The following is a 22762-nucleotide window of genomic DNA, read 5'->3' as shown; positions in this document are numbered from 1 at the left end:
ACCCACGAAGAGGGGGCGCACCCACCATGGACGCATTCACCGCGGGTCTCCTGCAGCGCATCAGGGCCACGCAGTCGGACCTCAGCAAGGCCCGTGAGACGGGCGACGACTACCTCGCGGATGTGGAACAGGCGGAGCTGGAAGACCTCCACCGCCTCGCGGCCGAGCACGGCGTTCCGGTCACCGCCGCCTGACCGAGAGCCGCCTCACCGACAGCTGCCTCGCCGGGAGCCGCCTGACGCAAGGCGCCTGACCGACACCTCTTGACCCCCGGCACTTCTTCTCGGACCCCGGCCGCCCCACGGCGGCCGGGGTCCGCCCATGCCGGCGGCTGCGCGCGGTCAGTCGTGCCAGGCCCCGGCTTCCTCCAGCAGCGGCTGCAGCGAGGCGAACACGGCCGGGGTGGCGGCCAGCGCCAGCTCCCCCGAGGCCGGCCCGCCCGGCCGGCCGCCCGTCACGGCGCCCGCCTCCCGGGCGATGAGCGCGCCCGCGGCGAGGTCCCAGGGGTTCAGCCCCCGCTCGTAGTACCCGTCGAGCCGCCCGGCGGCGACGTCGCAGAGGTCCAGGGCCGCCGACCCGGCGCGGCGGATGTCCCGCACCCGCGGCAGGATCCGCCGGACCACCTCCGCCTGCTGCTCCTTGCGGCCCTGGAGGTAGGCGAACCCGGTCGCCACCAGCGCCTGGTCCAGCGGCGCGGCGGCGCGGCACCGCAGCCGTACGTCCCCCAGCCAGGCCCCTTCGCCGAGCACCGCGTGGTACGTCTCCCCGCGCATCGGCGCCGCCACCACGCCGACCACCGTCTCGCCGCGGTACTCGGCGGCGATCGACACGCTCCAGCTGGGCAGCCCGTACAAGTAGTTCACGGTGCCGTCCAGCGGGTCCACGACCCACCGCACACCGCTCGTCCCGGGGCTGTCGGCGCCCTCCTCGCCGAGCAGCCCGTCCTGCGGCCGGCGCTCCGCGAGGATGCCCGTGATCAGCTTCTCCGCCGCGATGTCCATCTCGGTCACCACGTCGATCGGACTGGACTTGGTCGCCGCCACCGCCAGGTCCGCCGGCCGCCCGTCCCGCAGCAGCTCGCCCGCCCTCCGGGCGGCTTCGCGGCCCACGGCCAGCAGTTCGGCCCTCAGCGCGGCCGGGTCGTGTTCGTCGGTACCCATGCTTCGTCCCACTCCCTACGCGTACGGACTGTCAGCGCCCGCGGCCGCCGGCCGGGGTGCCCGCGCGGGACAGCAGCCCACCGCGCAGAGGTCGTGGCTGGGGCCGAGCGACCCCAGCGCGCACCGCTCCACCGCTTCGCCGCGTTCGGCGGCGGCCCGCTCCAGCACGAGGTCCCGTACCGCCGCCGCGAACCGCGGGTCGGCGCCGACCGTCGCCGACCGGGCCACGGGCAGGCCCAGTTCGGCGGCCTTCGCCGTCGCCTCGGTGTCGAGGTCGTACAGGACCTCCATGTGGTCCGAGACGAAACCGATCGGCACCATCACCACCGCCGGGGCGCCCGCCTCGTGCAGGGCCTCCAGGTGGTCGCAGATGTCGGGCTCCAGCCAGGGGATGTGCGGGGCGCCGCTGCGCGACTGGTAGACGAGCTCCCAGGGCAGTTCGGTGCCCGTCTCGGCGCGCACCGCTTCCGCGATCAGCCCGGCGACCTCCAGGTGCTGCCTGACGTACGCGCCCCCGTCACCGTGCTCCGGGGCGGGGCCGGAGGAGTCGGCGGCCGCGGTCGGGATGGAGTGGGTGGTGAAGGCCAGGTGCGCGCCGGCGCGCACGCCCTGCGGCAGGGCGGCCAAAGAGTCGAGTACGCCCTCGACCATCGGCTGCACGAAGCCCGGGTGGTTGAAGTAGTGCCGCAGCTTGTCCACCTTCGGCAGCTCGGCCACGCCCTCCTCGGCGAGGGTGGCGAGCGCGTCGGCGAGGTTCTCCCGGTACTGGCGGCAGCCGGAGTACGAGGCGTACGCGCTGGTGGCGAGCACCGCGATGCGGCGGCGCCCGTCGGCGGCCATCTCCCGCAGTACGTCGGTGAGGTAGGGGGCCCAGTTCCGGTTGCCCCAGTACACGGGCAGGTCGAGGCCGTGCTCGGCGAAGTCCTTGCGCAGGGCGTCCAGGAGCTCGCGGTTCTGGCCGTTGATGGGGCTGACGCCGCCGAAGCGGAAGTAGTGCTGCCCGACTTCCTTGAGCCGCTCGCGCGGGATGCCGCGTCCGCGCGTGACGTTCTCCAGGAACGGCACGACGTCCTCGGGGCCCTCGGGGCCGCCGAAGGAGAGCAGGAGCAGGGCGTCGTAGGGGCCGGCGTCGGGGGCGCGGAGCTGGTCGGACATGCCTCGAATCCTGCCACCAGGCGGCTGCGGCGGGAAACGGACCCGGGAGCCGACACGGCGCACCACGCAAGTAAGGTCACCCTTACTGAGTCCGTTTTCTCGCCATGCGGGTGCCTTGTCGGCGGTCGTAACCTGTTCAGGCCTTTGACATCCTTACGGAGGGCCCGTGCCCAGTCCCTACCGCGCGATCTTCGCCGCCCCCGGCACCAAGGGGTTCAGCGCCGCCGGCTTCATCGGCCGCATGCCGCTCTCCATGGTGGGCGTCGGCATCCTGACCATGATCTCGGAGATCACCGGCCGCTACGGGCTGGCGAGCGCGCTCACCGGCACCCTTGCCCTCTCCGCCGCGGCAGTCGGCCCCCAGATCTCCAAGCTGGTCGACCGCCACGGGCAGCGGCGGGTGCTGCGCCCCGCGACCCTCTTCGCCGTCGCGTCGGTGGCCGGGTTGCTGGTCGCCGCGGCGAACGGCTGGCCCGACTGGACCCTCTTCGTCTTCTCCGTCCTCGCGGGATGCGTGCCGAGCGTCGGCTCGATGGTCCGCGCCCGCTGGACGGCGATCTACCGGGACACCCCGAGCCTGCACACCGCGTACTCCTTCGAATCCGTGGTGGACGAGGTCTGTTTCATCTTCGGGCCGATCGTCGCCATCTCCCTGTCCACGACCTGGTTCCCGGAGGCCGGGTCGCTGGTGGCCGCCCTGTGCCTGCTGGTGGGCGTGTGGTGGCTGACGGCGCAGCGCGCCACGGAACCGGAGCCGCACCCGCACGACGGGCGCGGGAACCGGTCCTCGGCCCTGCGCTCCCCCGGACTCCAGGTGCTCGTGGCCACGTTCGTGGCGACCGGGGCGATCTTCGGCTCGATCGACGTCGCCACGCTCGCCTTCGCCGACGAGCGCGGCCACAAACCACTCGCGAGCGTGATCCTCGCCGTGTGGGCCCTCGGCTCCTGCCTCGCCGGGATCGTCTTCGGCCTGCTGCACCTCAAGGGAACGGCCGAACGTCGATGGGTACTGGGCATCTGTGCGATGGCCGTGAGTATGATCCCCCTCCTACTGGCCGGGAACTTGCCGTTTCTGGCCGTGGCGCTCTTCGTCTCGGGCCTCGCCATCGCTCCCACGATGATCACCACGATGGCCCTGATCGAGGCGCACGTACCACGCGCGAAGCTGACCGAGGGCATGACCTGGATCAGCACCGGCCTCGCGGTCGGTGTCGCGGTCGGCTCCTCCGTGGCCGGCCTGGTCATCGACGCGGCCGGCGCCAAGAGCGGGTACGTCGTCTCCATATCGGCGGGTGCGGCCGCGGCCGCGGTGGCGTTCGCGGGTTACCGCCGGCTGACGAGGCCGGCGCAAGGGGAGGAGCCAGCTACCGATGGGGACGGCGACAGCAGGGCGGAACGGGCGGGCCGGGGCGGCGGGGACGCCGACCGGGTGGCGTAACTGGGCGGGGAACGTCAGCGCGACGCCCGCCCGGGTGGTGACCCCGGCCTCGGTCGGGGAGCTCCAGGAGGCGGTCCGCGGGGCCGCCGGGGACGGACTGCGGGTGAAGGCCGTCGGCACCGGCCACTCCTTCACCGCGGCCGCCGTGACCGACGGGGTGCTCATCCGCCCCCAGGCGCTGCGGGGCATCACGGCGGTCGACCGGACCGCCGGCACCGTCACGGTGGCGGCGGGCACGGTGCTCAAGGACCTGAACGCGGCCCTCGCCCGGGAAGGCCTGTCGCTCACGAACATGGGCGACATCATGGAACAGACGGTCGCGGGCGCGATCAGCACCGGCACCCACGGCACCGGCCGCGACTCGGCCTCCATCGCCGCGCAGATCCGCGCCCTGGAGCTGGTCACCGCGGACGGCAGGCTGCTGTCATGCTCCGAGAAGGAGAACCCCGAGGTCTTCGCGGCGGCACGGATCGGCATCGGCGCGCTCGGCATCGTCACCTCGGTGACCTTCGCGGTCGAACCGCTCTTCTTCCTGACCGCCCGTGAGGAGCCGATGGGCTTCGACCGGGTGACGGCCGAGTTCGACGAGCACGTGGCGGAGAACGAGCACTTCGAGTTCTACTGGTTCCCGCACACCGGCAACTGCAACACCAAGCGGAACAACCGCAGCCAGGGCCCGGCCGCCCCGCCCGGAGCGGTCAGCGCGTGGGTCGAGGACGAGCTGCTGTCCAACGGCCTCTTCCAGGCGGTCAACTCGCTGGGCCGCGCCGTTCCGGCGGCCATCCCCTCCATCGCCCGCGTCGCGAGCCGCGCCCTGTCCGCGCGGACCTACACCGACATCCCGTACAAGGTGTTCACCAGCCCGCGCCGGGTGCGTTTCGTGGAGATGGAGTACGCCCTTCCGCGCGAGCACGCCGTCGGGGTCCTGCGGGAACTCAAGGCGATGGTCGACCGCTCCGACCTGCGGATCAGCTTCCCCGTGGAGGTGCGGACGGCTCCGGCGGACGACATCACCCTCTCGACGGCCTCGGGGCGCGAGACGGCGTACATCGCGGTGCACATGTACAAGGGCACGCCGTACCAGGCCTACTTCACGGCGGCCGAGCGGATCTTCACCGCGCACGAGGGGCGGCCGCACTGGGGCAAGGTGCACACCCGGGACGCCGAGTACTTCGCCGGTGTCTACCCGCGCTTCGGCGAGTTCACCGCCCTGCGCGACCGGATGGACCCGGACCGGCTGTTCGGCAACGACTACCTGAGGCGGGTCCTGGGCGCCTGACGGCGGCTCAGGAGGAGCTCGGCGTCGGTACGGGTGCCGGGGTGGGCGACGAGGACGGGGTGGGCGTGGGCTTCGGGGTGGGCACGGGGTCCGGTTCCGGCGGGCTCGGGGTCGGCGTCGGCGTCCGGTCCGCGGGGCGGGAGGGGGCCGGGTCGGGCTCCGGGTTCCGGCCGCCGCGGGAGCGCCCGGGGTCCGGGGAGGCCCCGCCCTTGCCGTCCTTGCCGTCCTCGCGCTCGGGAGGGGACTGCCGGTGGTCGGCGGCCTTGCGGGTGCCGCCGGAGAGGAGGGTGCCGCCGCCGTCGCTGACCGAGGTGCCGGCCGCGGCCTCGTAGACGCCGAGCCCGCCGACGGCCAGCGCGAAGGCGGCCCCCGATGCCAGCGCCGTGCGCTTCCAGCCTCGTACGCGGGTGCCGTGGACGGTGGCCCCGCCGAACTCCCCCGCCGCCGGGGGCCGCGGCGGGCCGGCCTCGGGCCGGACGCCCGTGCGCAGGCGGTCGCCGGTACGGAGGCGGTCACCCGTGCGCAGGCGGTCGCCGGTACGGGGGCGGTCGCCGATGCGCAGGCGGTCGCCGGTGCTGCGGAACACGTGCTGGATGACGGGGCCGCCCGCGGTGGCGACCACGCTCACGACCCCGGCGCCCAGGATGGTCCCGTACACACCCAGCTTCGACGCGAGCAGTGCCGCCGCGACGGTGGCGAGGGAGGAGCCGGCGATCTGAGCGACGCTCAGATCGAGCTTCTTCTTCTCCGGTGCGGTGCCGTCGTGTGCCATCCCGTGTCTGCCCTGCCTCTCGCGCCTCTCTTCTTCCGGTCGTTACAGACACCCGGACGAAAGGGATAGTTCCGTTTCTGCGGATTCTGTGAAGCAAGACACCAGAAAACGGACCGCTGCGCAGGTGGGCCACGCCCGGACCCCGGTTCAGGGCAGGCCAACTCCCGCCGCCCGGGACAACTTCGGCGGCGCGGCGGTCCACCCAGGTGGCCCGAATGGAGTACTGTGGCGAGCCCTGGGGCCGTCCTTCCTTTCGGATGTCCGGACCCGGGAGAGGGGGCCGACGATGGAGAAACGGCACTCAAGACCGGCGATGCCGCGGTGTTGCACGGGTTTCTGATGCGCACAGTAATCGTTCGGTCACTGTGCGTGCCCAACAGGTAACCGTGCCATAACGGCGATCAAGGGCGCATGCCCGACACGCCGGTTTAACTCGGCAAGGTTGTGGCAGGCTGCACCCGGGCAGGCCACACTCGACTAGCGGAAGCAGCGACGCACGTGACGTCGGCAGGCACCACCCGGGAGGTCCCCATGCCCGAACTGCGTGTCGTGGCCGTCTCCAATGACGGCACACGACTGGTGCTCAAAGCTGCCGACAGCACGGAGTACACGCTTCCGATCGACGAGCGTCTGCGGGCTGCCGTGCGCAACGACCGCGCGCGCCTGAACCAGATCGAGATCGAGGTGGAGAGCCACCTCCGCCCCCGGGACATCCAGGCCCGCATACGGGCCGGTGCCTCCGCTGAGGAGGTCGCCCAACTCGCGGGCATCCCCGTCGACCGGGTACGCCGCTTCGAGGGCCCGGTCCTCGCGGAGCGCGCGTTCATGGCCGAGCGGGCCCGCAAGACGCCGGTGCGCCGTCCCGGCGAGAACACCGGGCCGCAGCTCGGCGAGGCGGTGCAGGAGCGGCTGACGCTGCGCGGGGCCGACAAGGAGTCCGTGCAGTGGGATTCGTGGCGCCGCGACGACGGCACCTGGGAAGTCCTGCTGGTCTACCGGGTCGCCGGCGAACCGCATTCCGCCAGCTGGTCGTACGACCCGCCGCGCCGGCTGGTCGTGGCCGTGGACGACGAAGCCCGCTCCCTGATCGGCGAGTCCGACGACCTGCCGGCGACGCCGGAGCCGAGCTTCCCGTTCGTACCCCGCATCGCGCGGCTGCCGCGCGACCGGCCGCTGGACCGCACGCTCGACCGCCAGCCGGAGCGGAGCGCCGCTCCGGCACCGGAGCCGGAGGAGGAACGGGACACGCTGACCAGCCTGCTGGAGGCGGTCCCGAGCTTCCGGGGCGACATGGTGGTCCCGGAACGGCCCGACGACCCGGCGGAGGAACCGGAGGCGGAGGAGCCCCCGGCCGCCTCGGCGGGCGCCGGCAGCGCGTACGCCGACGTCCTGATGCCCCGCACCGTGGCTGGCCACCGTGAACGCCTCACCGGCACCACCGACCGCCAGGCGGAAGCCGACGGCGTCCGCCCGGGCCGCCGCGCGGCGGTCCCGAGCTGGGACGAGATCGTCTTCGGCACCCGCCGCAAGAAGCAGGAGTGACGGGGGCCCGGAACGCATAAGGCGTACCCGGGCCGTTCCGCGCGGCCCCCGCACGCCCGCCCCGGCCCCCGCACCGCTCAGCCGGCGGAGCCACCGGTCGCGACCGGGCGCCCCGGGTCCGAGGACCAGTCCGACCAGCTGCCCGCGTACAGGGCCGCCGGGATCCCCGCCACCTCCAGCGCCAGCACCTCGTGCGCCCCGGACACCCCCGACCCGCAGTACACGCCGACCGCCGCCCCCGCCGCGGCGCCCAGCGCCCCGAACCGCTCCCGCAGCGCCGGCGCCGCGAGGAAACGCCCGTCCGGCCCCACGTTCTGCGTGGTCGGCGCCGACACCGCCCCCGGCACGTGGCCGCCGACCCGGTCGATCGGTTCGACCTCGCCCCGGTACCGCTCCCCCGCCCGCGCGTCCAGCAGGATCCCGGACCGGGCCAGTGCGGCCGCCCCGTCCGCGTCCAGCACCTCCATCGCTCCCGGGTTCGGCTTGAAATCGCCCTCCCTCGGGGACGGTTCCTCGGTCGTCAGTTCCCCTCCGGCCGCCGTCCAGGCGGGCAGGCCCCCGTCGAGCACCCGTACCCGCCCGTGCCCCGTCCAGCGCAACAGCCACCAGGCCCGGGCCGCGGCCCACCCCAGCCCCCCGTCGTAGACGACCACCGGGGTGCCCGACGAGACCCCGGCCCGCCGCATCACCGCCCCGAAGTCCTCCGGGTCGGGCAGCGGGTGGCGGCCGCCCAGCCCCGTCCCGCTGACGGGACCGGCCAGTTCGCGGTCGAGGTCCACGTACACCGCACCCGGCAGGTGCCCCGCCTCGTACGCGGGCCGCTGATCGGGGCCGCCCAGCTGCCAGCGCACGTCCAGGAGCACGGGCGCGGTGGTTCCGGTCAGCTCGACCATCAGTTCGGGAGCCGAGATAATCGCAGTCATGGGCCCATCTTCCTCCCCCCGGCCCGACCCCACGTAACAAGCCGGACATCAACGCGCCGCAGCGCACCGCAACGCGCCGCACCGATCCGGCCATCTCTCGCCCACCCGCGACCCGTCCGGCCCGGTCGAGCCGCGCCGGAGCCCGCGAAGTGGAAGCATCGGAGCGCGACACGGGGGCAGGGCTACGACGGAGGAGACGGCTGACATGAGCGAGGCACCGGAAACGACCAGGCGCCCGCCCGGCGCACCCTGCTGGGTGAGCCTGATGGTCCACGGCCTCGGCACCACCGAGGACTTCTACGCCGACCTCTTCGGCTGGGAGTACGTCCCGGGTCCCGTCCCGTTCGGCCCGTACGTCCGTGCCTTCCTCGACGGCCAGGAGGTGGCGGGCATCGGCGAGATGCCGCCGGACCGGCACCTGCCGGTCGCCTGGACGACGTACTTCGCCACGGATGACGCCGACTGCACGGCCGAGTCGATCCGCGCGTGCGGCGGGACGGTCGCGGTGGGCCCGCTGGACGCGGGCAACGCGGGCCGGCTCGCCATCTGCTCCGACCCGCTCGGGGCGATCTTCGGGATCTGGCAGGCCGGCGCCCACCTCGGCGGCGGACTCCACGGGCACCCGGGGACGCCGGTCTGGAACGAGCTGCTGACCCAGGACACCTCGACCGTCGGCAAGTTCTACGAGCACGTCTTCGGCCACGAGGCCCGGGAACACCCCGACGCCTCGGCGGACTTCGACTACCTCGTCCTGAGCCTCCAGGGCCGTCCGGTCGCCGCCGTGCACGGCGTGGGCCGCGCCCTGCCGCACGACCGGGGCTCGCACTGGATGACGTACTTCGAGGTGACGGACCCCGACGCGGCCGCCGCCCGGGTCACGGAACTCGGCGGACGCGTCATCCAGCCTCCGCGTGACCGGCTCAGCGGCCGGGTGGCGACGGTCGCGGACCCGGAGGGCGCGGTGTTCACCCTCGTACGGTCCTGGCCGCAGCCCTCTCAGGGCTCCTAGGCCGCCTCTTTCGGTACCTCGCCTAGCCCTCCCGCCCCCACGGGCGCAGCTTCTGCGGGTTGCGGACCGCCCAGATGCGGGTGACGCGCCCGTCGCGGACCTCGAACGAGGCGACGGTCATCACGACACCGGCGCGCTGGGCCACCAGGCCCGGCACGCCGTTGACCGACCGCTCCAGGAGTTCGAGTCCGGGAGCCTTGTCGGCGATCGCGACCATGTACTGGGCGATGCGCGCGCCGCCTTCGACCGGGCGCAGGGCGGCGCCGGCCATCCCGCCGCCGTCGGCGGTCATCACGGCGGCCGGGTTGAGGAGACCGACCAGGGCTTCTATGTCCTTGGTCTCCCACGCCTCCTTGACGTGCCTCACCACGTCGCCGCGGCCGGCCGTCGCCACCGGAGCCGCCGCGGCCCCCACCCGCCGCCGGGCGGAGGCAGCCAGCTGCTTGCAGGCCGCGGGGGTGCGGCCGAGGACGTCGGCGATCTCGGCGAACGGGTACCGGAAGACGTCGTGCAGCACGAACCCGACCCGCTCGGCGGGCGTCATCGACTCCAGGACGACGAGGAAGGCCATGGTCACCGACTCGTCCAGGACGATCTGGTCGGCGGGGTCCGCGGGGCCGGTGGCGTCGGCTGCGCCCGTGCGGTCCCACTCGGTGCGGTCGGGCAGCGGCTCGGGCAGCCACGCGCCGACGTAGCGTTCGCGGCGGGCCCGCGCCGAGCCGAGCAGGTCCAGGCAGATGCGGCCGGTCACCGTCGTCAGCCAGGCGCCCGGGGACAGGATCTCCTCCTGCCGGCTCCGCGGCAGCCCGTACCAGCGCGTGTAGGCGTCCTGTACGGCGTCCTCGGCCTCCGTCGCCGAACCGAGCAACCGGTAGGCCACGTTGATCAGTTGGCGCCGCTCCCCGGCTATCCCGTCCGCGCCGGTCCCGACCGTCCCCATCCTTGCGTCCGCCCCCTCGCCTTACCTTTCGCAGCCCTGTCTCGTCGGGCTGGTGAGACCTTATCGATCTACTGCCCGAGGGCGGAAAAGGGGCTGACATGGCCACTCAGGTGACGGCGACGGCGAGCGCGCGGCGCGGCGCCTCGTTCCTGCGGATAGCGATCGCCCTGCAGACCCTGACGATCTTCCTCCAGGCGGTCTCCGCGGGACTGCTGCTGACCACGTCCTACGGGGAGACGGTCCACGGTGTCGGCGCACGCGTGATGTACGGGGCGTCGATGCTGTACGTGCTCGCGGCGGTGCTGGCGTGGAAGCCGGGCGGCGGCCCGTCGCGCCCCGTCTGGCACGCGTCGGGATTCCTCGTACTCGCCTCCGTGCAGGTCGTGCTCGGCATCGCGCACGTCCCGTCGGTCCACCTCCCCCTGGGCGTCCTGATGTTCGGTCTGAGCGTCCTGGCACTGGCCCGGCGCTGAGGTCCGGGAGTCTCAGCGACCGAGGGCGAGGCGCAGGGTGATCCCGTACCTCGTCCGCAGCCGGCGCAGTTCCCAGACCGACAACGCGGTCACCGAGACGGGCGGCCCGATGAGGAAGAGGATCCGCACGGGCAACGGCGCGAGCACCGGCACGTCGTCGAACAGCTGCAGTACGAACATCGCCCACACCAGCACCGGCGTGATCAGCGGGGGCAGCACCTCGTGGACATCGCCGGTGCGGAAGGCGTGGTGGACGCAGAGCACCGCGGAGGCCATGCCGAACGGCAGCAGGAACAGCGCCAGCAGCCCGGACCCGAAGCCCATCAGGTTCATGGAGCCGGCCGTCCCCCGGCTCACGGCGAGCCACAGCAGCAGCGCCGTACCGAAGAGGGTGCCCAGGGCGGTCAGCGGCCCGCGCAGACGCCCGCGGTAGAACGCGGGGCCCGGCGGCCTGGCGCTCATCACGAAGACGGCGAGGGCGATCGGGCCCAGCACCAGCAACAGGGCCGCACTGATGACGACTTCGCCGACCTTGTCGTTGAGGATCGACCCGGCCGACTCGCGCAGCGGGTAGGCGAAGAGCAGCCAGCAGGTGGCCGCGATGCCGATCGCGGTTCGGGCGATCTGGGCCCGCTCGATGGACTCGTCGACGATCCGGTCCGGCCGCCCCGGCCGGTAGATCCGCGCCGCCAGCACGAACGGGAGCAACAGGAAGGTGACGCACCCGTTCCTGTCCCGATTGCGCGGCCCCGCCCCCGGTCTGTCCGTGTAGATGCTCAACTCTCCGGCCCCCATGACGATGATGATCACCGCATGATAGGACGGGCCGTCAGTTCAGGCGGAGTTGACCGGGAGGACGTCCGGGGACAGGGCGCCGGCGTTGGCCGCGGCGGAGGTCATGCGCCGGCGGTGGTGACGGCGGCACAGGACCTCGTAGCCGATCTCCTCCGCCGGGCGGTTCACGTCGCCGACCACGACCTGGGCGCCCTCGACCACCATCTCGCCGCCCACCGTCCGGGCGTTGTGGGTGGCGCGGGCCCCGCACCAGCACAGGGCCTCGACCTGCAGCTGTTCTATCCGGTCGGCGAGCTCGATCAGGCGCTGGGAGCCGGGGAAGAGCTTGGTGCGGAAATCCGTGGTGATGCCGAACGCGAAGACGTCCATGTCGAGATCGTCGACGATACGGGCGAGCTGGTCGATCTGGTCGGGGGCCAGGAACTGGGCCTCGTCCACGATCACGTAGTCGGCCTTGCCGCCCTTGGAGAGCTGGTCCACGAGGTACGCGTACAGGTCCATGCCCTCCCCCGCCTCGACCGCCTCGGTGACGAGCCCGAGGCGCGAGGAGAGCTTGCCCTGCCCGGCCCGGTCGTCCCGCGTGAAGATCACGCCCACCAGGCCGCGCGCCGAGCGGTTGTGGGTGATTTGCAGAGCCAGCGTGCTCTTTCCGCAGTCCATGGTTCCGGAGAAGAACACCAGCTCGGGCATGGGGAGTACGGGACCTTTCGGGTCGTGGTCTGGTCTGATCTGGTCTGGGCGAGGGGGCGGGGCGGGGCGGTGTCGCCGGGTCAGGTGCGGACTTCGAGGAGGGGGACCAGTTGCTCCGCCGCCGTCATGGAGCCGTGCATGCCGACGAGCGCGGACTCGTTCGGCTCGTTGCGGCTCGCGGTGATCGCGACATCGGCGTGGGCGGCGGCGATCACGTCGCCGATCCGGCCGAGCACGCGCTCGTCGCACTCCCCCGGAGGTCCGAACCAGCCCAGTTCCAGGGCCTCTTCGCGGCTCGCGACCCAGAAGCGGTCGCCGAGCACCTCGCGCCAGACGGTCAGTACGTCGGCCTCGGCGCCCGGCACCGCGTACACGTGCCGCGCCCGGCCCTCGCCCCCGAGGAGGGCCACGCCGGCGCCCAGCTCCCAGTCGTCGTCGAAGTCGATCCGGGAGTCCTCGTCGAAGGGGACGTCCACCATGCCGTGGTCGGAGGTCACGTACAGCGCGGTGCGCGGCGGCAGTTGTTCGGCGAGCCGCTGCACGAGCCGGTCGACGTACATGAGTTGGCCGCGCCAGGCGTCGGAGTCCACGCCGTGCCGGTGGCCCGCGCCGTCGAGTTCGCTGTAGTACGTGTACACGAGCGAGCGCTCACCGGCGGCGAGCTGGATCGCCGCGAGGTCCATCCGCTCCTCCCCGGTCATCCGGCCGTGGAAGGTGCCGCCGCTGAGGGCGATCTTGGTGAGCGGGGTGGACTGGAACGCGGGCGCGGACACCTGCGCGGTGTGCACCCCGGCCGCGTCCGCGAGCTGGAAGACGGTCGGGTACGGCTGCCAGGCCTTCGGCTGGGTCCATGGCTGCCAGCGGAGCTGGTTCATCAGTTCGCCGGAGGCCGGGTTGCGTACGGCGTAGCCGGGCAGGCCGTGCCGGGCCGGAGGCAGGCCGGTGCCGACGGAGGCCAGCGAGGTGGCGGTGGTCGCCGGGAACCCGGCGGTGATCGGGAGGCCGGTGCCGCCGCGCGAGCCGGTGAGGAGGGAGGCCAGGTACGGGGCCTCCTGCGGGTGAGCCTTGATCTGCTCCCAGCCCATGCCGTCGACCAGGAAGACGCAGTTGCGGTCGGCCGGGGTCAGCTCGGCGATCCCGGCGGTGAGGCCGGGGACGCCCTGGCCGGCCGCGAGGGTCGGCAGGAGGTCGGCGAGGGAGCCGGCGCCGTACTGCGGTACCGGGGCGCCGGCGACGTCCAGCAGCTCCGGCTCGTCCCAGTTCGGCGGTGCGGAGTAGGACATCAGCGGGCGGCGGCCGTGGCCGCGGTCGCCTCGGACAGCGCCTGTGCGAAGACGAGGGTCTGGCGGACGGTCTCGGGGCCGTCACCCGCCTCGCTGACGCGCAGGCTGAGGTCGTCGGCGGTGGAGTTGCCGGTGTAGCCGTGGTCGGAGTCGCAGTTCGGGTCGCCGCAGGCAGCGGGCTCCAGGTCGATGCGCGAGACGGCGCCCCAGCCGATGGTCAGCACGACCTCGCGGGGCAGGGTGCCGGGGGTGTAGGACTCCGGGTTCGCGACGACGCGGCTGAGCACCACCGAGGAGATGCTGCTGAGCTTGACCGATTCGGTGGAGGTGGTCGCGTACGGGGACGGGGACCCGGCGTCGGCCGCCTGCTCGTCGGTGTGGCTCACGATGAAGCGGTTGTGGGTGAGCACGAGGACGGTGACGTGGCGGCGCACCTCGTTGGAGTCGAAGGTCGTCTCCTGGTGCACCAGGTACGACGAGATCGGCTCGCCGCCCACCGCGGCCTCCACGGCCTCGGCCACGAGGGCCGGGTAGTAGCCGCTGCGCTCGATCGCCGCGCGCAGCCCCTGGGTCGTCGTACCGGATTTCGCCATGGGGTCCATCCTAAGGCCCGTCCGGGCGACCTGGACCGCGCCGGGACCCCGTCTAGTAGCCGGGGTAGCTGGGCAGGGTGCGCGGTCCGAGGTCGCCGCGGGCGGGGGGACGGGCCACGCGGACGGTGGCGCTCAGCACCGAGAGCCCCTCGGTGGCGACCACGACCGGCTCCAGGGACACGCCGGCCACCTCCGGGTGGTCGTCGACCAGCCGGGACACCCGCAGCAGGAGCTCTTCGAGGGCCGGGGTGTCGACGGGGTCGCTGCCGCGCCAGCCGAAGAGGAGGGGCGCGGCGCGGATGGAGCGGATCAGGCCGGCGGCGTCACGGTCGGTGGCCGGGACGAGCCGGTGCGAGGTGTCGCCGAGCAGTTCGGAGGCGACGCCGGCGAGCCCGAAGGAGAGGACGGCTCCGGCGGCGGGGTCGATGACGCAGCGCACGACGGTGTCGACGCCGCGGGGCACCATCGCCTGGACGACCGGGAGCAGCTCCTGGGGCTTGCCGAGGAGTTCGGTGAGTTCCTCGTAGCTGCGGCGCAGTTCGGCCTCGGTGGTGAGGTCGAGGCGTACGCCGCCGAGGTCCGCGCGGTGGCGCAGGTGCGGGGCGGTGGTCTTGAGGGCTACGGGGTAGCCCAGCACCCGGGCGGCCCGGGCGGCGGCGTCGGCGCTCGGCGCGGGGAGGGTGGTGTGCAGGAGGATCCCGTAGCGGGCGAGGAGGGTGCGGGCGTCGGCCTCGGAGAGGGTGAGGACGGCGTCGTGGGAGACGCCCGCGAGGAGGGCGGCGAGCTGGGCGGCGGCTCCGGCCTCGTCGATGTCCTCGAACTCGGGGACCTGGCCGGCGTCCGCGTTGGCCCGTCGCCACTGTGCGTAGCGCACGGCCTCGGCGATGGCCCTGACGGCGCGCTCGGCCGCGGGATACGCGGGGATGCCCGCCTGCACCCCGTCGGCGGCGGGCGGGACGGCGGACGACGCGGCCGCCGGGTCCGCGGTCGGCGCCGACTCCGGGCCCTCCGGCGTCTGGGGTGTCCGAGGCGTCAGAGGTGTCCGGGGCGAGGGGGCCGCCGGTTGGGCGCGGCCCGGCGAGAGGGCTTCGGCCAGGGCGCCCAGTTCCACGTGGACCACCGCCACCGGCTTGCCCGGGCCCGCCGCCACCGCCTCCCGCAGCGCCCCCGCCAGATCGCCGGCCAGCTCCTGCTCCCGCACCCACGGGATCGCCGTCACCACCACCGCGTCGTTGTCCGGCGAGGCCAGCGCGACGGCCAGGGCCGCCCGGAAGTCCTCCGGCGAGGCGGCCGTGGTCAGGTCCAGCGGCGCCAGCGGCCGCAGCCCCTCCGTCAGGCAGGCGTCGTACGTGAGCACCCCCAGCGACTCGGAGTTGCCGAGGATCGCCACCCTCGGCCCGGCCGGCAGCGGCTGCCCGGCCAGCAGCAGGCCGACGTCGACCAGTTCGGTGACGGTGTCGACCCGGATGACGCCCGCCTGCCGCAGCAGCGCCGAGACCGTCGCGTCGGGCAGCCGGGTCCCGGGTACGACGTGCCCGGCCGGGGTGTGCCGCCCGCCGCGGGCCACGACCACCGGCTTGACCGCTGCCGTCCGCCGGGCGAGGCGGGTGAACTTGCGCGGGTTGCCCAGGGTTTCGAGGTACATCAGCGCCACATCGGTGGCGTCGTCGTCGTACCAGTACTGGAGGATGTCGTTGCCCGAGACGTCCGCGCGGTTGCCCGCCGAGACGAACGAGGACAGCCCCGCGCCCCGCCGCAGCAGCCCGGACAGCAGGGCGATCCCGATCGCGCCGGACTGGGTGAACAGGCCGATCCGGCCCCGCTCCGTGGCCGGCGCCGGGGCCAGCGAGGCGTTCAGTTCCGTCTCGGGCGCGGTGTTGATCACCCCGAAGGCGTTCGGCCCGATCAGCCGCATCCCGTAGGACCGGACCTGCCGCAGCAGGTCGCGCTGGCGCTCCTGTCCGGCCGGCCCGCTCTCCCCGTATCCGGCCGACAGCACCACCAGTCCCTGTACGCCGTGCTCCCCGCACGCCGTGACCGCGTCCGGCACCCGATGCGCCGGGACGGCGATCACCGCGAGGTCGACCGGGGCCGCGATGCCGGCGAGGGAGCGGTAGGCCCGTACGCCGTCCAGCAGGTCGGTGTCGGCGGCCTCGTTGACCGCGTAGAGGTGCCCGTGGAAACCGGCGTCCCGCAGGTTGCGCAGGACCGCGGCCCCGACGCCCGCGCCGGAGCGGCTGACTCCGATCACCGCCACCGAGCCGGGGGCCAGCAGCCGCTGGACGGAGCGGGCTTCGGCGCGCTGTTCACGGGCGCGCTGCACGGCGAGCGACTCGGCGGTGGGTTCGAGGTCGAGGGTGAGGTGGACGGAACCGTCTTCGAAGCTGCGCTTCTGCTGGTAGCCGGCGTCCGTGAACACCTTGATCATCTTGCTGTTGGCGGGCAGCACTTCGGCGGCGAACCGCCGGATGCCCCGCTCGCGGGCCACCGCGCCGATGTGTTCGAGGAGCGCGGAGGCCACTCCGCGGCCCTGGTGGGCGTCCTGGACCAGGAAGGCGACCTCGGCCTCGTCGGCGGGGGCGGACGCGGGCCGGCCGTCGGGGCCGATCCGGTCGTAGCGGACGGTGGCGATGAACTCTCCGCCGATGGTCGCGGCGAGGCCGACCCGGTCCACGTAGTCGTGGTGCGTGAAGCGGCGCACGTCGCGGTCGGAGAGCCGGGGGTACGGCGCGAAGAAGCGGTAGTACTTCGACTCGTCGGAGACCTGTTCGTAGAAGCTGACCAGCCGTCCCGCGTCATCGGTGGTGATGGGCCGGATCCGGGCGGTGCCGCCGTCGCGCAGGACGACGTCCGCTTCCCAGTGGGCCGGGTACGAGAGGTCCGACTCGGTGGTCATGAGCACACCCTAAGGGGCGCATCCCCCGGTCGGCGCGTGCGCGGCGCATGCGGCACATCGGGGCGAACCGGTGCAAGCTGGGGAAGGTCGAACGGCGGAGGATCCAGGCCGAAGGTCGGTCCGAGCATTCCGGGTGTCGTGAGAGACTGGTCTAGACAACCGTAAGAACCTGAAGGGCATCACCATGGCAGAGCGCCGCGTCAACGTCGGCTGGGCCGAGGGCCTGCACGCTCGTCCCGCCTCGATCTTCGTCCGTGCGACGACCGCTTCCGGCGTCCCGGTGACCATCGCGAAGGCGGGCGGCGACCCCGTCAACGCCGCTTCCATGCTGGCGGTCCTGGGCCTGGGCGCCCAGGGCGGCGAGGAGATCGTCCTCGCGTCCGAGGCCGAGGGTGCCGAGGCCGCTCTGGACCGCCTGGCGAAGCTCGTCGCCGAGGGCCTCGAGGAGCTCCCGGAGACGGTCTGATCCCGTCCCCGGCCCTTCGGGTCGACTGCACGCGGCGCAGCCGCGGCCCCGGACCACCGGGAGCCGCGGCTGCGCTGTTTTCCGGCCATGATTTCGACCGCGCACGCGGCCCTTATTCCGGACGACGAAATCATCCGGCCGGCCGCGCATTCACGTCACCGTGCAGCAGAATTCCGACTCCACACGAACGGGGCGCCGAAAAGGGACCGGATGCCTTTGTATACGGCTTCTGTTAATGACGGCCGCTCGCCATGTTTACGGCAGGTTGCGAAGTCCTCACCCGGGAATCCCGCAGCCGGTGGGATCCGGCCGCGCGTTCCACGTGCAGCCCGGTCAGCGTCCGGGCGCGCTCGGCGTCGCCCCGCGCCACCGCGTCCACGATGGCGCCGTGCTCGGCCCAGGAGTCGGCCGGCCGGGCCGGCGGCCGCACCACGTACATCCAGGCGATCTTGTGCCGGGTCTGGGTCAGCACGGAGATCAGCCCGGGGCTGGCCGAGGCCTGCGCCAGCGTCTCGTGGAACCAGCCGCCCAGGGCGCGCAGGTCCTCTCCCCGCCCGTTCCCGGCCCGCTCCCGGCCCAGCCGGACCAGACCGCGCAGCACCTTGAGGTGGCCCTCGGTGCGCCGGCGGGCGGCCCTCGCGGCGGCGAGCGGCTCCAGGAGCGCCCGTAGCTCCAGCAGGTCCGCCGCCTCCTGCGCGGTGGGCTCGGCGACGCAGGCCCCCGCGTGCCGGCGGGTGGTGACGAAGCCCTCGGCCTCCAGGGTGCGCAGCGCCTCGCGGACGGGGACGCGCGAGACTCCGTATCGGCGGGCGAGGACCTCCTCGGTCAGCCTGCCGCCCGGTTCGAAGACGCCCGAGACGATGTCGTCACGAATTGCGGCGCATACCGCGTGCGCAGGAATACGCAAGACCGGACTCCGCTCTCATTCCGACTGCCGGTTACCGGCGTTGCCACCATGACCGTACTGCGACTCTATTGCAACACACGACGATTTCCGAGAACGGCCGGAAATACGAAACATTTGCCGAGTGCGGACGGGCCGGCGGGCGGGCGGGCGGAGAAGCGTGGCGGGAGGCGGGCGACCGGAGGCGGCGTCGGGCGATGGGGATACGCGCGAGGCCCCGGCTCGGTGAGCCGGGGCCTCGGACGCAGCGGAGCGGGTGCGGTCAGACGCTGACGCCGTGCGAGCGCAGGTACGCCACCGGATCGATGTCCGTGCCGTACGTTGCGCCGGTACGGGCCTCGAAGTGCAGGTGCGGGCCGCTGGAGTTGCCCGTGGAGCCGGACAGGCCGATCTGCTGGCCCGGGGTGACCTGCTCGCCGACGGAGACGCTCAGCGAGGACATGTGCCCGTACTGGGTGTAGGTGCCGTCGTTGTGCCTGATGACCACGTTGTTGCCGTACGCGCCACCCCAGCCGGCCTCTACGACGGTGCCCGCGCCCACGGCGTGGACGGTGGTGCCGGAGGCGGCGTGGAAGTCGATGCCCGTGTGGCTGCCGGAGGACCACATGCCGCCGCCCGCCTTGTACTGCGTGCTGACGTACGAGCCGTCGACCGGGGCCACGAAGGTGTTGAGGCGCTTGCGTTCCTCCTCGCGGGCCGCCCGCTCGGCGGCGTCACGCTCGGCCTTGGCCTTGGCCTCCGCGAGGCGCTTGGCCTCGGCGGCGCGGGTCTTGGCCTCGGCTTCGGCCTGCGCCTTGGCCGCGGCGGCCTCGGCGGCGCGGTTCTGGGACTCGGCCTGGGTCTGGATCTCGTTCTGGAGGTCCTCGGCGACGACCACGGCGCCGAGACCGGTGTCCTCGATCGAGGGGGCCGCCGCCTTGTCCGCGGCGAACGCGGGGCCGGCGAGGGTGCCGACGACGCCGGTGGTGGCGAGGGCGGCTATGCCGGCGTAACCGGCGGTCTTGCGGCTCAGACGACTGGAACCACGGTGCTTACCGGCGGCACGACTGCCAAACGCCATGAAGGGTTTGATCCTTTCCTTCCCTCTCGCCTACCGGGTTAGCTGACGGGTTCGGAGCAGGAAGGTCTCCTACGGGCCCCTCTTGCGAGGTGTCCGATTCACCCCAGGGACGCATGTGGGTCCCCGGCTCCCCAGGCTCGCGCCTGACGGGGACTCGGCGATCGCTGTCCGGTGCCGCGGGTGCGGCGGGCACAACTGACGGACAGCACGGCCGACGCTAGGCGGATCATCAGTCAATCTCCAAACAGACACGCGCTTTTGTTACCTACGCCACACCACATACGATCAACCACACCACCAAACAGACAAAAAGGGACTCCGGCGGACAAGCCGCCGGAGTCCCGTTCACCAATCAGGTGCCCGCTCCCGTCAGTTGGTGACGACGGTGACCTCGCCGATCCCGAGGGCCCGGACCGGCTCCTCGATCTGCGCCGCGTCCCCGACCAGGACCGTGACCAGCCGGTCCACCGGGAACGCGGCGACGGCCGCCGAAGTGGCCTCCACCGTGCCCGTCGCGGCGAGCTGCGCGTACAACCGCGCCTGGTAGTCGTCCGGCAGCTCCTGCTCGACCTGGTCGGCCAGGGTGCCCGCGATCGAGGCCGCCGTCTCGAACTTCAGCGGGGCCACGCCCACCAGGTTCTGTACCGCGACGTCCCGTTCGGCGTCGGTCAGGCCGCCCTCCGCGAGGGTGCGCAGCACCGTCCAGAGGTCGTCCAGCGCCGGGCCGGTGTTGGGCGTGTCCACCGAGCCGCTGATGGCGAGCATCGAGGCGCCCTTGCCGTCGGCGGTCGAACGCAGCACCTGGGCGAAGGCGCGCACGCCGTAGGTGTACCCCTTCTCCTCGCGCAGCACCTTGTCCAGGCGGGAGGTGAGGGTTCCGCCCAGGCAGTACGTGCCGAGCACCTGGGCCGCCCAGACACGGTCGTGCCGGTCGGGGCCGATGCGGCCGATGAGCAGCTGCGTCTGGACCGCGCCGGGCCGGTCCACGATGACCACGCGGCCGGTGTCGTCGGCGGTCACCGGGGGCACGGGCAGCGGCTCGGCGCTGCCGCCGGTCCAGCCGCCCAGGGTGTCCGCGAGGACCGCGTCGAGGTCGATGCCGGTCAGGTCTCCGACGACCACCGCGGTGGCGGTGGAGGGGCGCACGTGGGCCTCGTAGAAGGCGCGTACGGCTGCGGAGTCGATCCGGGCCACCGTCTCCTCGGTGCCCTGGCGGGGCCGGGACATCCGCAGGGTGCCCGGGAAGAGCTCCTTGGAGAGCTCCTTCGCGGCGCGGCGCTGCGGGTTGGCCAGCTCGTGCGGGATCTCGTCGAGCCGGTTGCGCACCAGCCGGTCGACCTCGCCGTCGGCGAAGGCGGGGGCGCGCAGCGCCTCGGCGACCAGGCCGAGGGCCTTGGCGAGGCGGGAGGCCGGGACCTCCAGGGAGACCCGGACGCCCGGGTGGTCGGCGTGCGCGTCGAGCGTGGCGCCGCAGCGCTCCAGCTCGGCGGCGAACTCCTCGGCGGAGTGCTTGTCGGTGCCCTCCGACAGGGCGCGGGCCATGATGGTGGCCACGCCGTCCAGGCCCTCGGGCTCCGCGTCCAGCGGGGCGGCGAGGTTGATCTCGACGGCGATCACCTGCTGGCCGGGGCGGTGGCACCGCAGCACGGTCAGGCCGTTGGGCAGCGAGCCGCGCTCGGGGGCCGGGAAGGCCCAGGGCTTGGCCTCGCCGGCCTGCGGCTGCGGGTGGAGGGTCATCGTGACGGCTGCGGTGTCGCTCACTGCTCCGCCCCTTCGTTCTCGGTCTCGTCGGTCTCGTCGGACTCCGCAGAGAGCGGCTCGTACACGAGCACCGCGCGGTTGTCGGGGCGCAGCCGGGCCGCGGCCACGGCCTGCACTTCCTCGGCGGTGACGTCGAGGACGCGCTGGACGGCGGTCAGGGCGAGCTGCGGGTCGCCGAACAGCACCGCGTAGCGGCACAGTTCGTCGGCGCGCCCGGCCACCGTGCTCAGCCGGTCCAGCCACTCGCGCTCCAGCTGCGCCTGCGCGCGCTCCATCTCCTCGGCCGTCGGACCCTCGGCGGCGAACCGCGCGAGTTCCTCGTCGACCGCCGCCTCGATGGCGGGCACCTCGACCCCGCTGGAGGTCTTCACGTCCAGCCAGCCCAGGGAGGGCGCCCCTGCGAGCCGCAGCAGGCCGAAGCCGGCCGCGACGGCGCTCTGGTCGCGCCGGACCAGGCGGTTGTGGAGGCGGGAGGACTCTCCGCCGCCCAGGATGGTCAGCGCCACGTCGGCGGCGTCGCACTCGCGGGTGCCGTCGTGCGGAAGCCGGTAGGCGGCCATCAGCGCGCGGGCCGGGACCTCCTCGACGATCTCCTCGCGGAGCTGGCCGCCCATGACCTCGGGCAGCGAGCCGTCGCGCGGAGGCTGCTTGCCGTCGTGCGCGGGGATGGTCCCGAAGTACTTCTCGATCCAGGCGAGCGTCTGCTGCGGGTCGATGTCGCCGACCACCGACAGGACGGCGTTGTTGGGCGCGTAGTACGTACGGAAGAACGTACGGGCGTCCTCCAGGGACGCGGCGTCCAGGTCGGCCATGGAGCCGATCGGCGTGTGGTGGTACGGGTGGCCCTCCGGGTAGGCGAGGGCGGTCAGCTTCTCGAACGCCGTGCCGTACGGGACGTTGTCGTACCGCTGGCGGCGCTCGTTCTTGACGACGTCGCGCTGGTTCTCCATGGACTCGTCGTCCAGGGCGGCCAGCAGCGAGCCCATGCGGTCCGCCTCCAGCCACAGCGCGAGCTCCAGCTGGTGGGCGGGCATCGTCTCGAAGTAGTTGGTGCGCTCGAAGCTGGTGGTGCCGTTGAGCGAACCGCCGGCGCCCTGGACGAGCTCGAAGTGCCCGTTGCCCGGTACGCTCGCCGAGCCCTGGAACATCAGGTGCTCGAAGAGGTGAGCCAGACCGGTCCGCCCCTTGACTTCGTGGCGGGAGCCGACGTCGTACCAGAGGCAGACGGCGGCGACCGGAGTCAGGTGATCCTCGGAAAGCACCACGCGCAGGCCGTTGGCCAGCCGGTGCTCGGTCGCTGTCAGGCCGCCGGAGCCGGCCTGAGCTGTGGCCGTGTGACCCATGGGCATGTGGTCCCTTCGATCGCGATGCAGAGATTTCTGTCAGACCTGCCACTGTATGCAAGCGCGTCGGCAACCGGAGAAGTTCCCGGCTTCCCTCCCCGGGCTCCTGCCCGGGGGGACCCCAGGGTCGGAGTCGGCGTTGTCGGTGCCACGGGCCACAATGGTCCGCGTCGACGTCGACACCGGGCGAAACCGGCCGGATCCCCGGCCGGACCGTAGGCCGGACCGGCAGACTTCGGTACGAACCCGTCAGACCAGACCGCCAGACCAGACCGTCAGA

The 22762-nt window shown here is 73.0% G+C and carries 21 protein-coding genes and 1 riboswitch; of the genes, 7 read left to right on the top strand and 14 right to left on the bottom strand.

All coding sequences use genetic code 11. The annotated features are described in order from the left end of the window. Nucleotides 1-26: 26 nt before the first annotated feature. Nucleotides 27-194, top strand: coding sequence for a hypothetical protein (locus ACIA6C_RS31115; RefSeq protein ID WP_361131427.1), 168 nt, complete (start codon nucleotides 27-29; stop codon nucleotides 192-194). 147 nt (nucleotides 195-341) lie between these two features. Here the strand turns inward: ACIA6C_RS31115 and ACIA6C_RS31110 are convergent, their stop codons facing one another. Further along, nucleotides 342-1160 (bottom strand): inositol monophosphatase family protein, encoded by an 819-nt coding sequence (locus tag ACIA6C_RS31110; RefSeq protein WP_399280906.1) that lies wholly within the window; start codon nucleotides 1158-1160, stop codon nucleotides 342-344. Between the two features lie 15 nt (nucleotides 1161-1175). Next, nucleotides 1176-2315 carry a ferrochelatase gene (locus ACIA6C_RS31105; RefSeq protein WP_399280904.1) on the bottom strand — a complete coding sequence of 380 codons (1140 nt, stop codon included), beginning with the start codon at nucleotides 2313-2315 and terminating at the stop codon, nucleotides 1176-1178. Between the two features lie 166 nt (nucleotides 2316-2481). On the opposite strand from ACIA6C_RS31105, the gene ACIA6C_RS31100 reads away from it, so the two are divergent. Both ACIA6C_RS31100 and ACIA6C_RS31095 read left to right on the top strand, forming a co-directional pair. Then, entirely contained in the window at nucleotides 2482-3753 is a 1272-nt protein-coding gene (locus ACIA6C_RS31100; RefSeq protein WP_399280902.1) for an MFS transporter, read from the top strand. After that, on the top strand, nucleotides 3686-5032 hold the full coding sequence (locus ACIA6C_RS31095; RefSeq protein ID WP_399280900.1) for a D-arabinono-1,4-lactone oxidase: 1347 nt from the start codon (nucleotides 3686-3688) through the stop codon (nucleotides 5030-5032). The genes ACIA6C_RS31100 and ACIA6C_RS31095 overlap by 68 nt, the downstream gene beginning before the upstream one ends. 7 nt (nucleotides 5033-5039) lie before the next feature. Here the strand turns inward: ACIA6C_RS31095 and ACIA6C_RS31090 are convergent, their stop codons facing one another. Then, nucleotides 5040-5804 carry a hypothetical protein gene (locus ACIA6C_RS31090; protein ID WP_399280898.1) on the bottom strand — a complete coding sequence of 255 codons (765 nt, stop codon included), beginning with the start codon at nucleotides 5802-5804 and terminating at the stop codon, nucleotides 5040-5042. A gap of 531 nt (nucleotides 5805-6335) precedes the next feature. Here ACIA6C_RS31090 and sepH point away from each other — a divergent pair. Beyond that, nucleotides 6336-7346, top strand: a complete 1011-nt coding sequence (gene sepH / locus ACIA6C_RS31085) for a septation protein SepH (protein WP_361131409.1) — start codon at nucleotides 6336-6338, stop codon at nucleotides 7344-7346. A 77-nt stretch (nucleotides 7347-7423) separates the two neighbouring features. Here the strand turns inward: sepH and ACIA6C_RS31080 are convergent, their stop codons facing one another. After that, a complete protein-coding gene (locus tag ACIA6C_RS31080; protein WP_399280896.1) occupies nucleotides 7424-8269 on the bottom strand; it encodes a sulfurtransferase in 846 nt (281 codons plus the stop codon). Nucleotides 8270-8474: 205 nt separating this feature from the next. Between ACIA6C_RS31080 and ACIA6C_RS31075 the strand changes: the two genes are divergently transcribed. After that, the gene (locus tag ACIA6C_RS31075) at nucleotides 8475-9278 is read left to right on the top strand and encodes a VOC family protein (protein WP_399280894.1); all 804 of its coding nucleotides are present in this window, start codon (nucleotides 8475-8477) and stop codon (nucleotides 9276-9278) included. Between the two features lie 22 nt (nucleotides 9279-9300). On the opposite strand, the gene sigJ is transcribed toward ACIA6C_RS31075, so the two are convergent. Continuing rightward, a complete protein-coding gene (gene sigJ / locus ACIA6C_RS31070; protein ID WP_399280892.1) occupies nucleotides 9301-10218 on the bottom strand; it encodes an RNA polymerase sigma factor SigJ in 918 nt (305 codons plus the stop codon). Between the two features lie 98 nt (nucleotides 10219-10316). Here sigJ and ACIA6C_RS31065 point away from each other — a divergent pair, with 98 nt between their 5' ends. Beyond that, nucleotides 10317-10691: a hypothetical protein gene (locus ACIA6C_RS31065; protein ID WP_366078684.1), complete on the top strand. Its 375-nt coding sequence runs from the start codon at nucleotides 10317-10319 to the stop codon at nucleotides 10689-10691. 12 nt (nucleotides 10692-10703) lie between these two features. On the opposite strand, the gene ACIA6C_RS31060 is transcribed toward ACIA6C_RS31065, so the two are convergent. The 5 genes from ACIA6C_RS31060 to ACIA6C_RS31040 all read right to left on the bottom strand — a co-directional run bounded on the left by ACIA6C_RS31060 (nucleotide 10704) and on the right by ACIA6C_RS31040 (nucleotide 16948). Further along, complete coding sequence (locus ACIA6C_RS31060) at nucleotides 10704-11501, bottom strand: hypothetical protein (protein WP_399280890.1); 798 nt, start codon at nucleotides 11499-11501, stop codon at nucleotides 10704-10706. A 24-nt stretch (nucleotides 11502-11525) separates the two neighbouring features. After that, a complete protein-coding gene (locus tag ACIA6C_RS31055; RefSeq protein WP_361131392.1) occupies nucleotides 11526-12176 on the bottom strand; it encodes a thymidine kinase in 651 nt (216 codons plus the stop codon). 80 nt (nucleotides 12177-12256) lie between these two features. Further along, a complete protein-coding gene (locus ACIA6C_RS31050; protein ID WP_361131389.1) occupies nucleotides 12257-13459 on the bottom strand; it encodes a nucleotide pyrophosphatase/phosphodiesterase family protein in 1203 nt (400 codons plus the stop codon). Further along, nucleotides 13459-14052, bottom strand: coding sequence for a DUF5998 family protein (locus ACIA6C_RS31045; protein WP_361131386.1), 594 nt, complete (start codon nucleotides 14050-14052; stop codon nucleotides 13459-13461). Before ACIA6C_RS31045 ends, ACIA6C_RS31050 begins: the two co-directional genes overlap by 1 nt. Before the next feature lie 52 nt (nucleotides 14053-14104). Next, a complete protein-coding gene (locus ACIA6C_RS31040; protein WP_399280887.1) occupies nucleotides 14105-16948 on the bottom strand; it encodes a GNAT family N-acetyltransferase in 2844 nt (947 codons plus the stop codon). Between the two features lie 184 nt (nucleotides 16949-17132). Between ACIA6C_RS31040 and ACIA6C_RS31035 the strand changes: the two genes are divergently transcribed. Further along, on the top strand, nucleotides 17133-17414 hold the full coding sequence (locus tag ACIA6C_RS31035; protein WP_079430157.1) for an HPr family phosphocarrier protein: 282 nt from the start codon (nucleotides 17133-17135) through the stop codon (nucleotides 17412-17414). Between the two features lie 232 nt (nucleotides 17415-17646). Here the strand turns inward: ACIA6C_RS31035 and ACIA6C_RS31030 are convergent, their stop codons facing one another. The 4 genes from ACIA6C_RS31030 to ACIA6C_RS31015 all read right to left on the bottom strand — a co-directional run bounded on the left by ACIA6C_RS31030 (nucleotide 17647) and on the right by ACIA6C_RS31015 (nucleotide 22482). Next, entirely contained in the window at nucleotides 17647-18321 is a 675-nt protein-coding gene (locus ACIA6C_RS31030) for a GntR family transcriptional regulator (protein WP_399280885.1), read from the bottom strand. A gap of 259 nt (nucleotides 18322-18580) precedes the next feature. Further along, nucleotides 18581-19378: a M23 family metallopeptidase gene (locus ACIA6C_RS31025; protein WP_366078703.1), complete on the bottom strand. Its 798-nt coding sequence runs from the start codon at nucleotides 19376-19378 to the stop codon at nucleotides 18581-18583. Nucleotides 19379-19390: 12 nt separating this feature from the next. Beyond that, nucleotides 19391-19548, bottom strand: a riboswitch (cyclic di-AMP (ydaO/yuaA leader). Nucleotides 19549-19747: 199 nt separating this feature from the next. Beyond that, nucleotides 19748-21115, bottom strand: a complete 1368-nt coding sequence (locus ACIA6C_RS31020) for a M16 family metallopeptidase (protein WP_399281005.1) — start codon at nucleotides 21113-21115, stop codon at nucleotides 19748-19750. 20 nt (nucleotides 21116-21135) lie between these two features. Next, the gene (locus ACIA6C_RS31015; protein ID WP_361131374.1) at nucleotides 21136-22482 is read right to left on the bottom strand and encodes a pitrilysin family protein; all 1347 of its coding nucleotides are present in this window, start codon (nucleotides 22480-22482) and stop codon (nucleotides 21136-21138) included. Nucleotides 22483-22762: the final 280 nt, after the last annotated feature.

The sequence above is a fragment of the Streptomyces sp. NPDC051578 genome (assembly GCF_044454045.1).
GTDB lineage: Bacteria > Actinomycetota > Actinomycetes > Streptomycetales > Streptomycetaceae > Streptomyces.
Note: the sequence above shows the minus strand (reverse complement) of the source record. Positions and strands in the feature narration are given on the sequence as shown.

Excerpts from the sequence above, each read along its gene's own strand:
- ACIA6C_RS31115 (WP_361131427.1), top strand. The coding sequence starts at position 27 with ATGGACGCATTCACCGCGGGTCTCCTGCAGCGCATCAGGGCCACGCAG.
- ACIA6C_RS31110 (WP_399280906.1), bottom strand. The coding sequence starts at position 1,160 with ATGGGTACCGACGAACACGACCCGGCCGCGCTGAGGGCCGAACTGCTG.
- ACIA6C_RS31105 (WP_399280904.1), bottom strand. The coding sequence starts at position 2,315 with ATGTCCGACCAGCTCCGCGCCCCCGACGCCGGCCCCTACGACGCCCTG.
- ACIA6C_RS31095 (WP_399280900.1), top strand. The coding sequence starts at position 3,686 with ATGGGGACGGCGACAGCAGGGCGGAACGGGCGGGCCGGGGCGGCGGGG.
- ACIA6C_RS31090 (WP_399280898.1), bottom strand. The coding sequence starts at position 5,804 with ATGGCACACGACGGCACCGCACCGGAGAAGAAGAAGCTCGATCTGAGC.
- sepH (WP_361131409.1), top strand. The coding sequence starts at position 6,336 with ATGCCCGAACTGCGTGTCGTGGCCGTCTCCAATGACGGCACACGACTG.
- ACIA6C_RS31080 (WP_399280896.1), bottom strand. The coding sequence starts at position 8,269 with ATGACTGCGATTATCTCGGCTCCCGAACTGATGGTCGAGCTGACCGGA.
- ACIA6C_RS31075 (WP_399280894.1), top strand. The coding sequence starts at position 8,475 with ATGAGCGAGGCACCGGAAACGACCAGGCGCCCGCCCGGCGCACCCTGC.
- sigJ (WP_399280892.1), bottom strand. The coding sequence starts at position 10,218 with ATGGGGACGGTCGGGACCGGCGCGGACGGGATAGCCGGGGAGCGGCGC.
- ACIA6C_RS31065 (WP_366078684.1), top strand. The coding sequence starts at position 10,317 with ATGGCCACTCAGGTGACGGCGACGGCGAGCGCGCGGCGCGGCGCCTCG.
- ACIA6C_RS31055 (WP_361131392.1), bottom strand. The coding sequence starts at position 12,176 with ATGCCCGAGCTGGTGTTCTTCTCCGGAACCATGGACTGCGGAAAGAGC.
- ACIA6C_RS31050 (WP_361131389.1), bottom strand. The coding sequence starts at position 13,459 with ATGTCCTACTCCGCACCGCCGAACTGGGACGAGCCGGAGCTGCTGGAC.
- ACIA6C_RS31045 (WP_361131386.1), bottom strand. The coding sequence starts at position 14,052 with ATGGCGAAATCCGGTACGACGACCCAGGGGCTGCGCGCGGCGATCGAG.
- ACIA6C_RS31040 (WP_399280887.1), bottom strand. The coding sequence starts at position 16,948 with ATGACCACCGAGTCGGACCTCTCGTACCCGGCCCACTGGGAAGCGGAC.
- ACIA6C_RS31035 (WP_079430157.1), top strand. The coding sequence starts at position 17,133 with ATGGCAGAGCGCCGCGTCAACGTCGGCTGGGCCGAGGGCCTGCACGCT.
- ACIA6C_RS31025 (WP_366078703.1), bottom strand. The coding sequence starts at position 19,378 with ATGGCGTTTGGCAGTCGTGCCGCCGGTAAGCACCGTGGTTCCAGTCGT.
- ACIA6C_RS31020 (WP_399281005.1), bottom strand. The coding sequence starts at position 21,115 with ATGACCCTCCACCCGCAGCCGCAGGCCGGCGAGGCCAAGCCCTGGGCC.
- ACIA6C_RS31015 (WP_361131374.1), bottom strand. The coding sequence starts at position 22,482 with ATGGGTCACACGGCCACAGCTCAGGCCGGCTCCGGCGGCCTGACAGCG.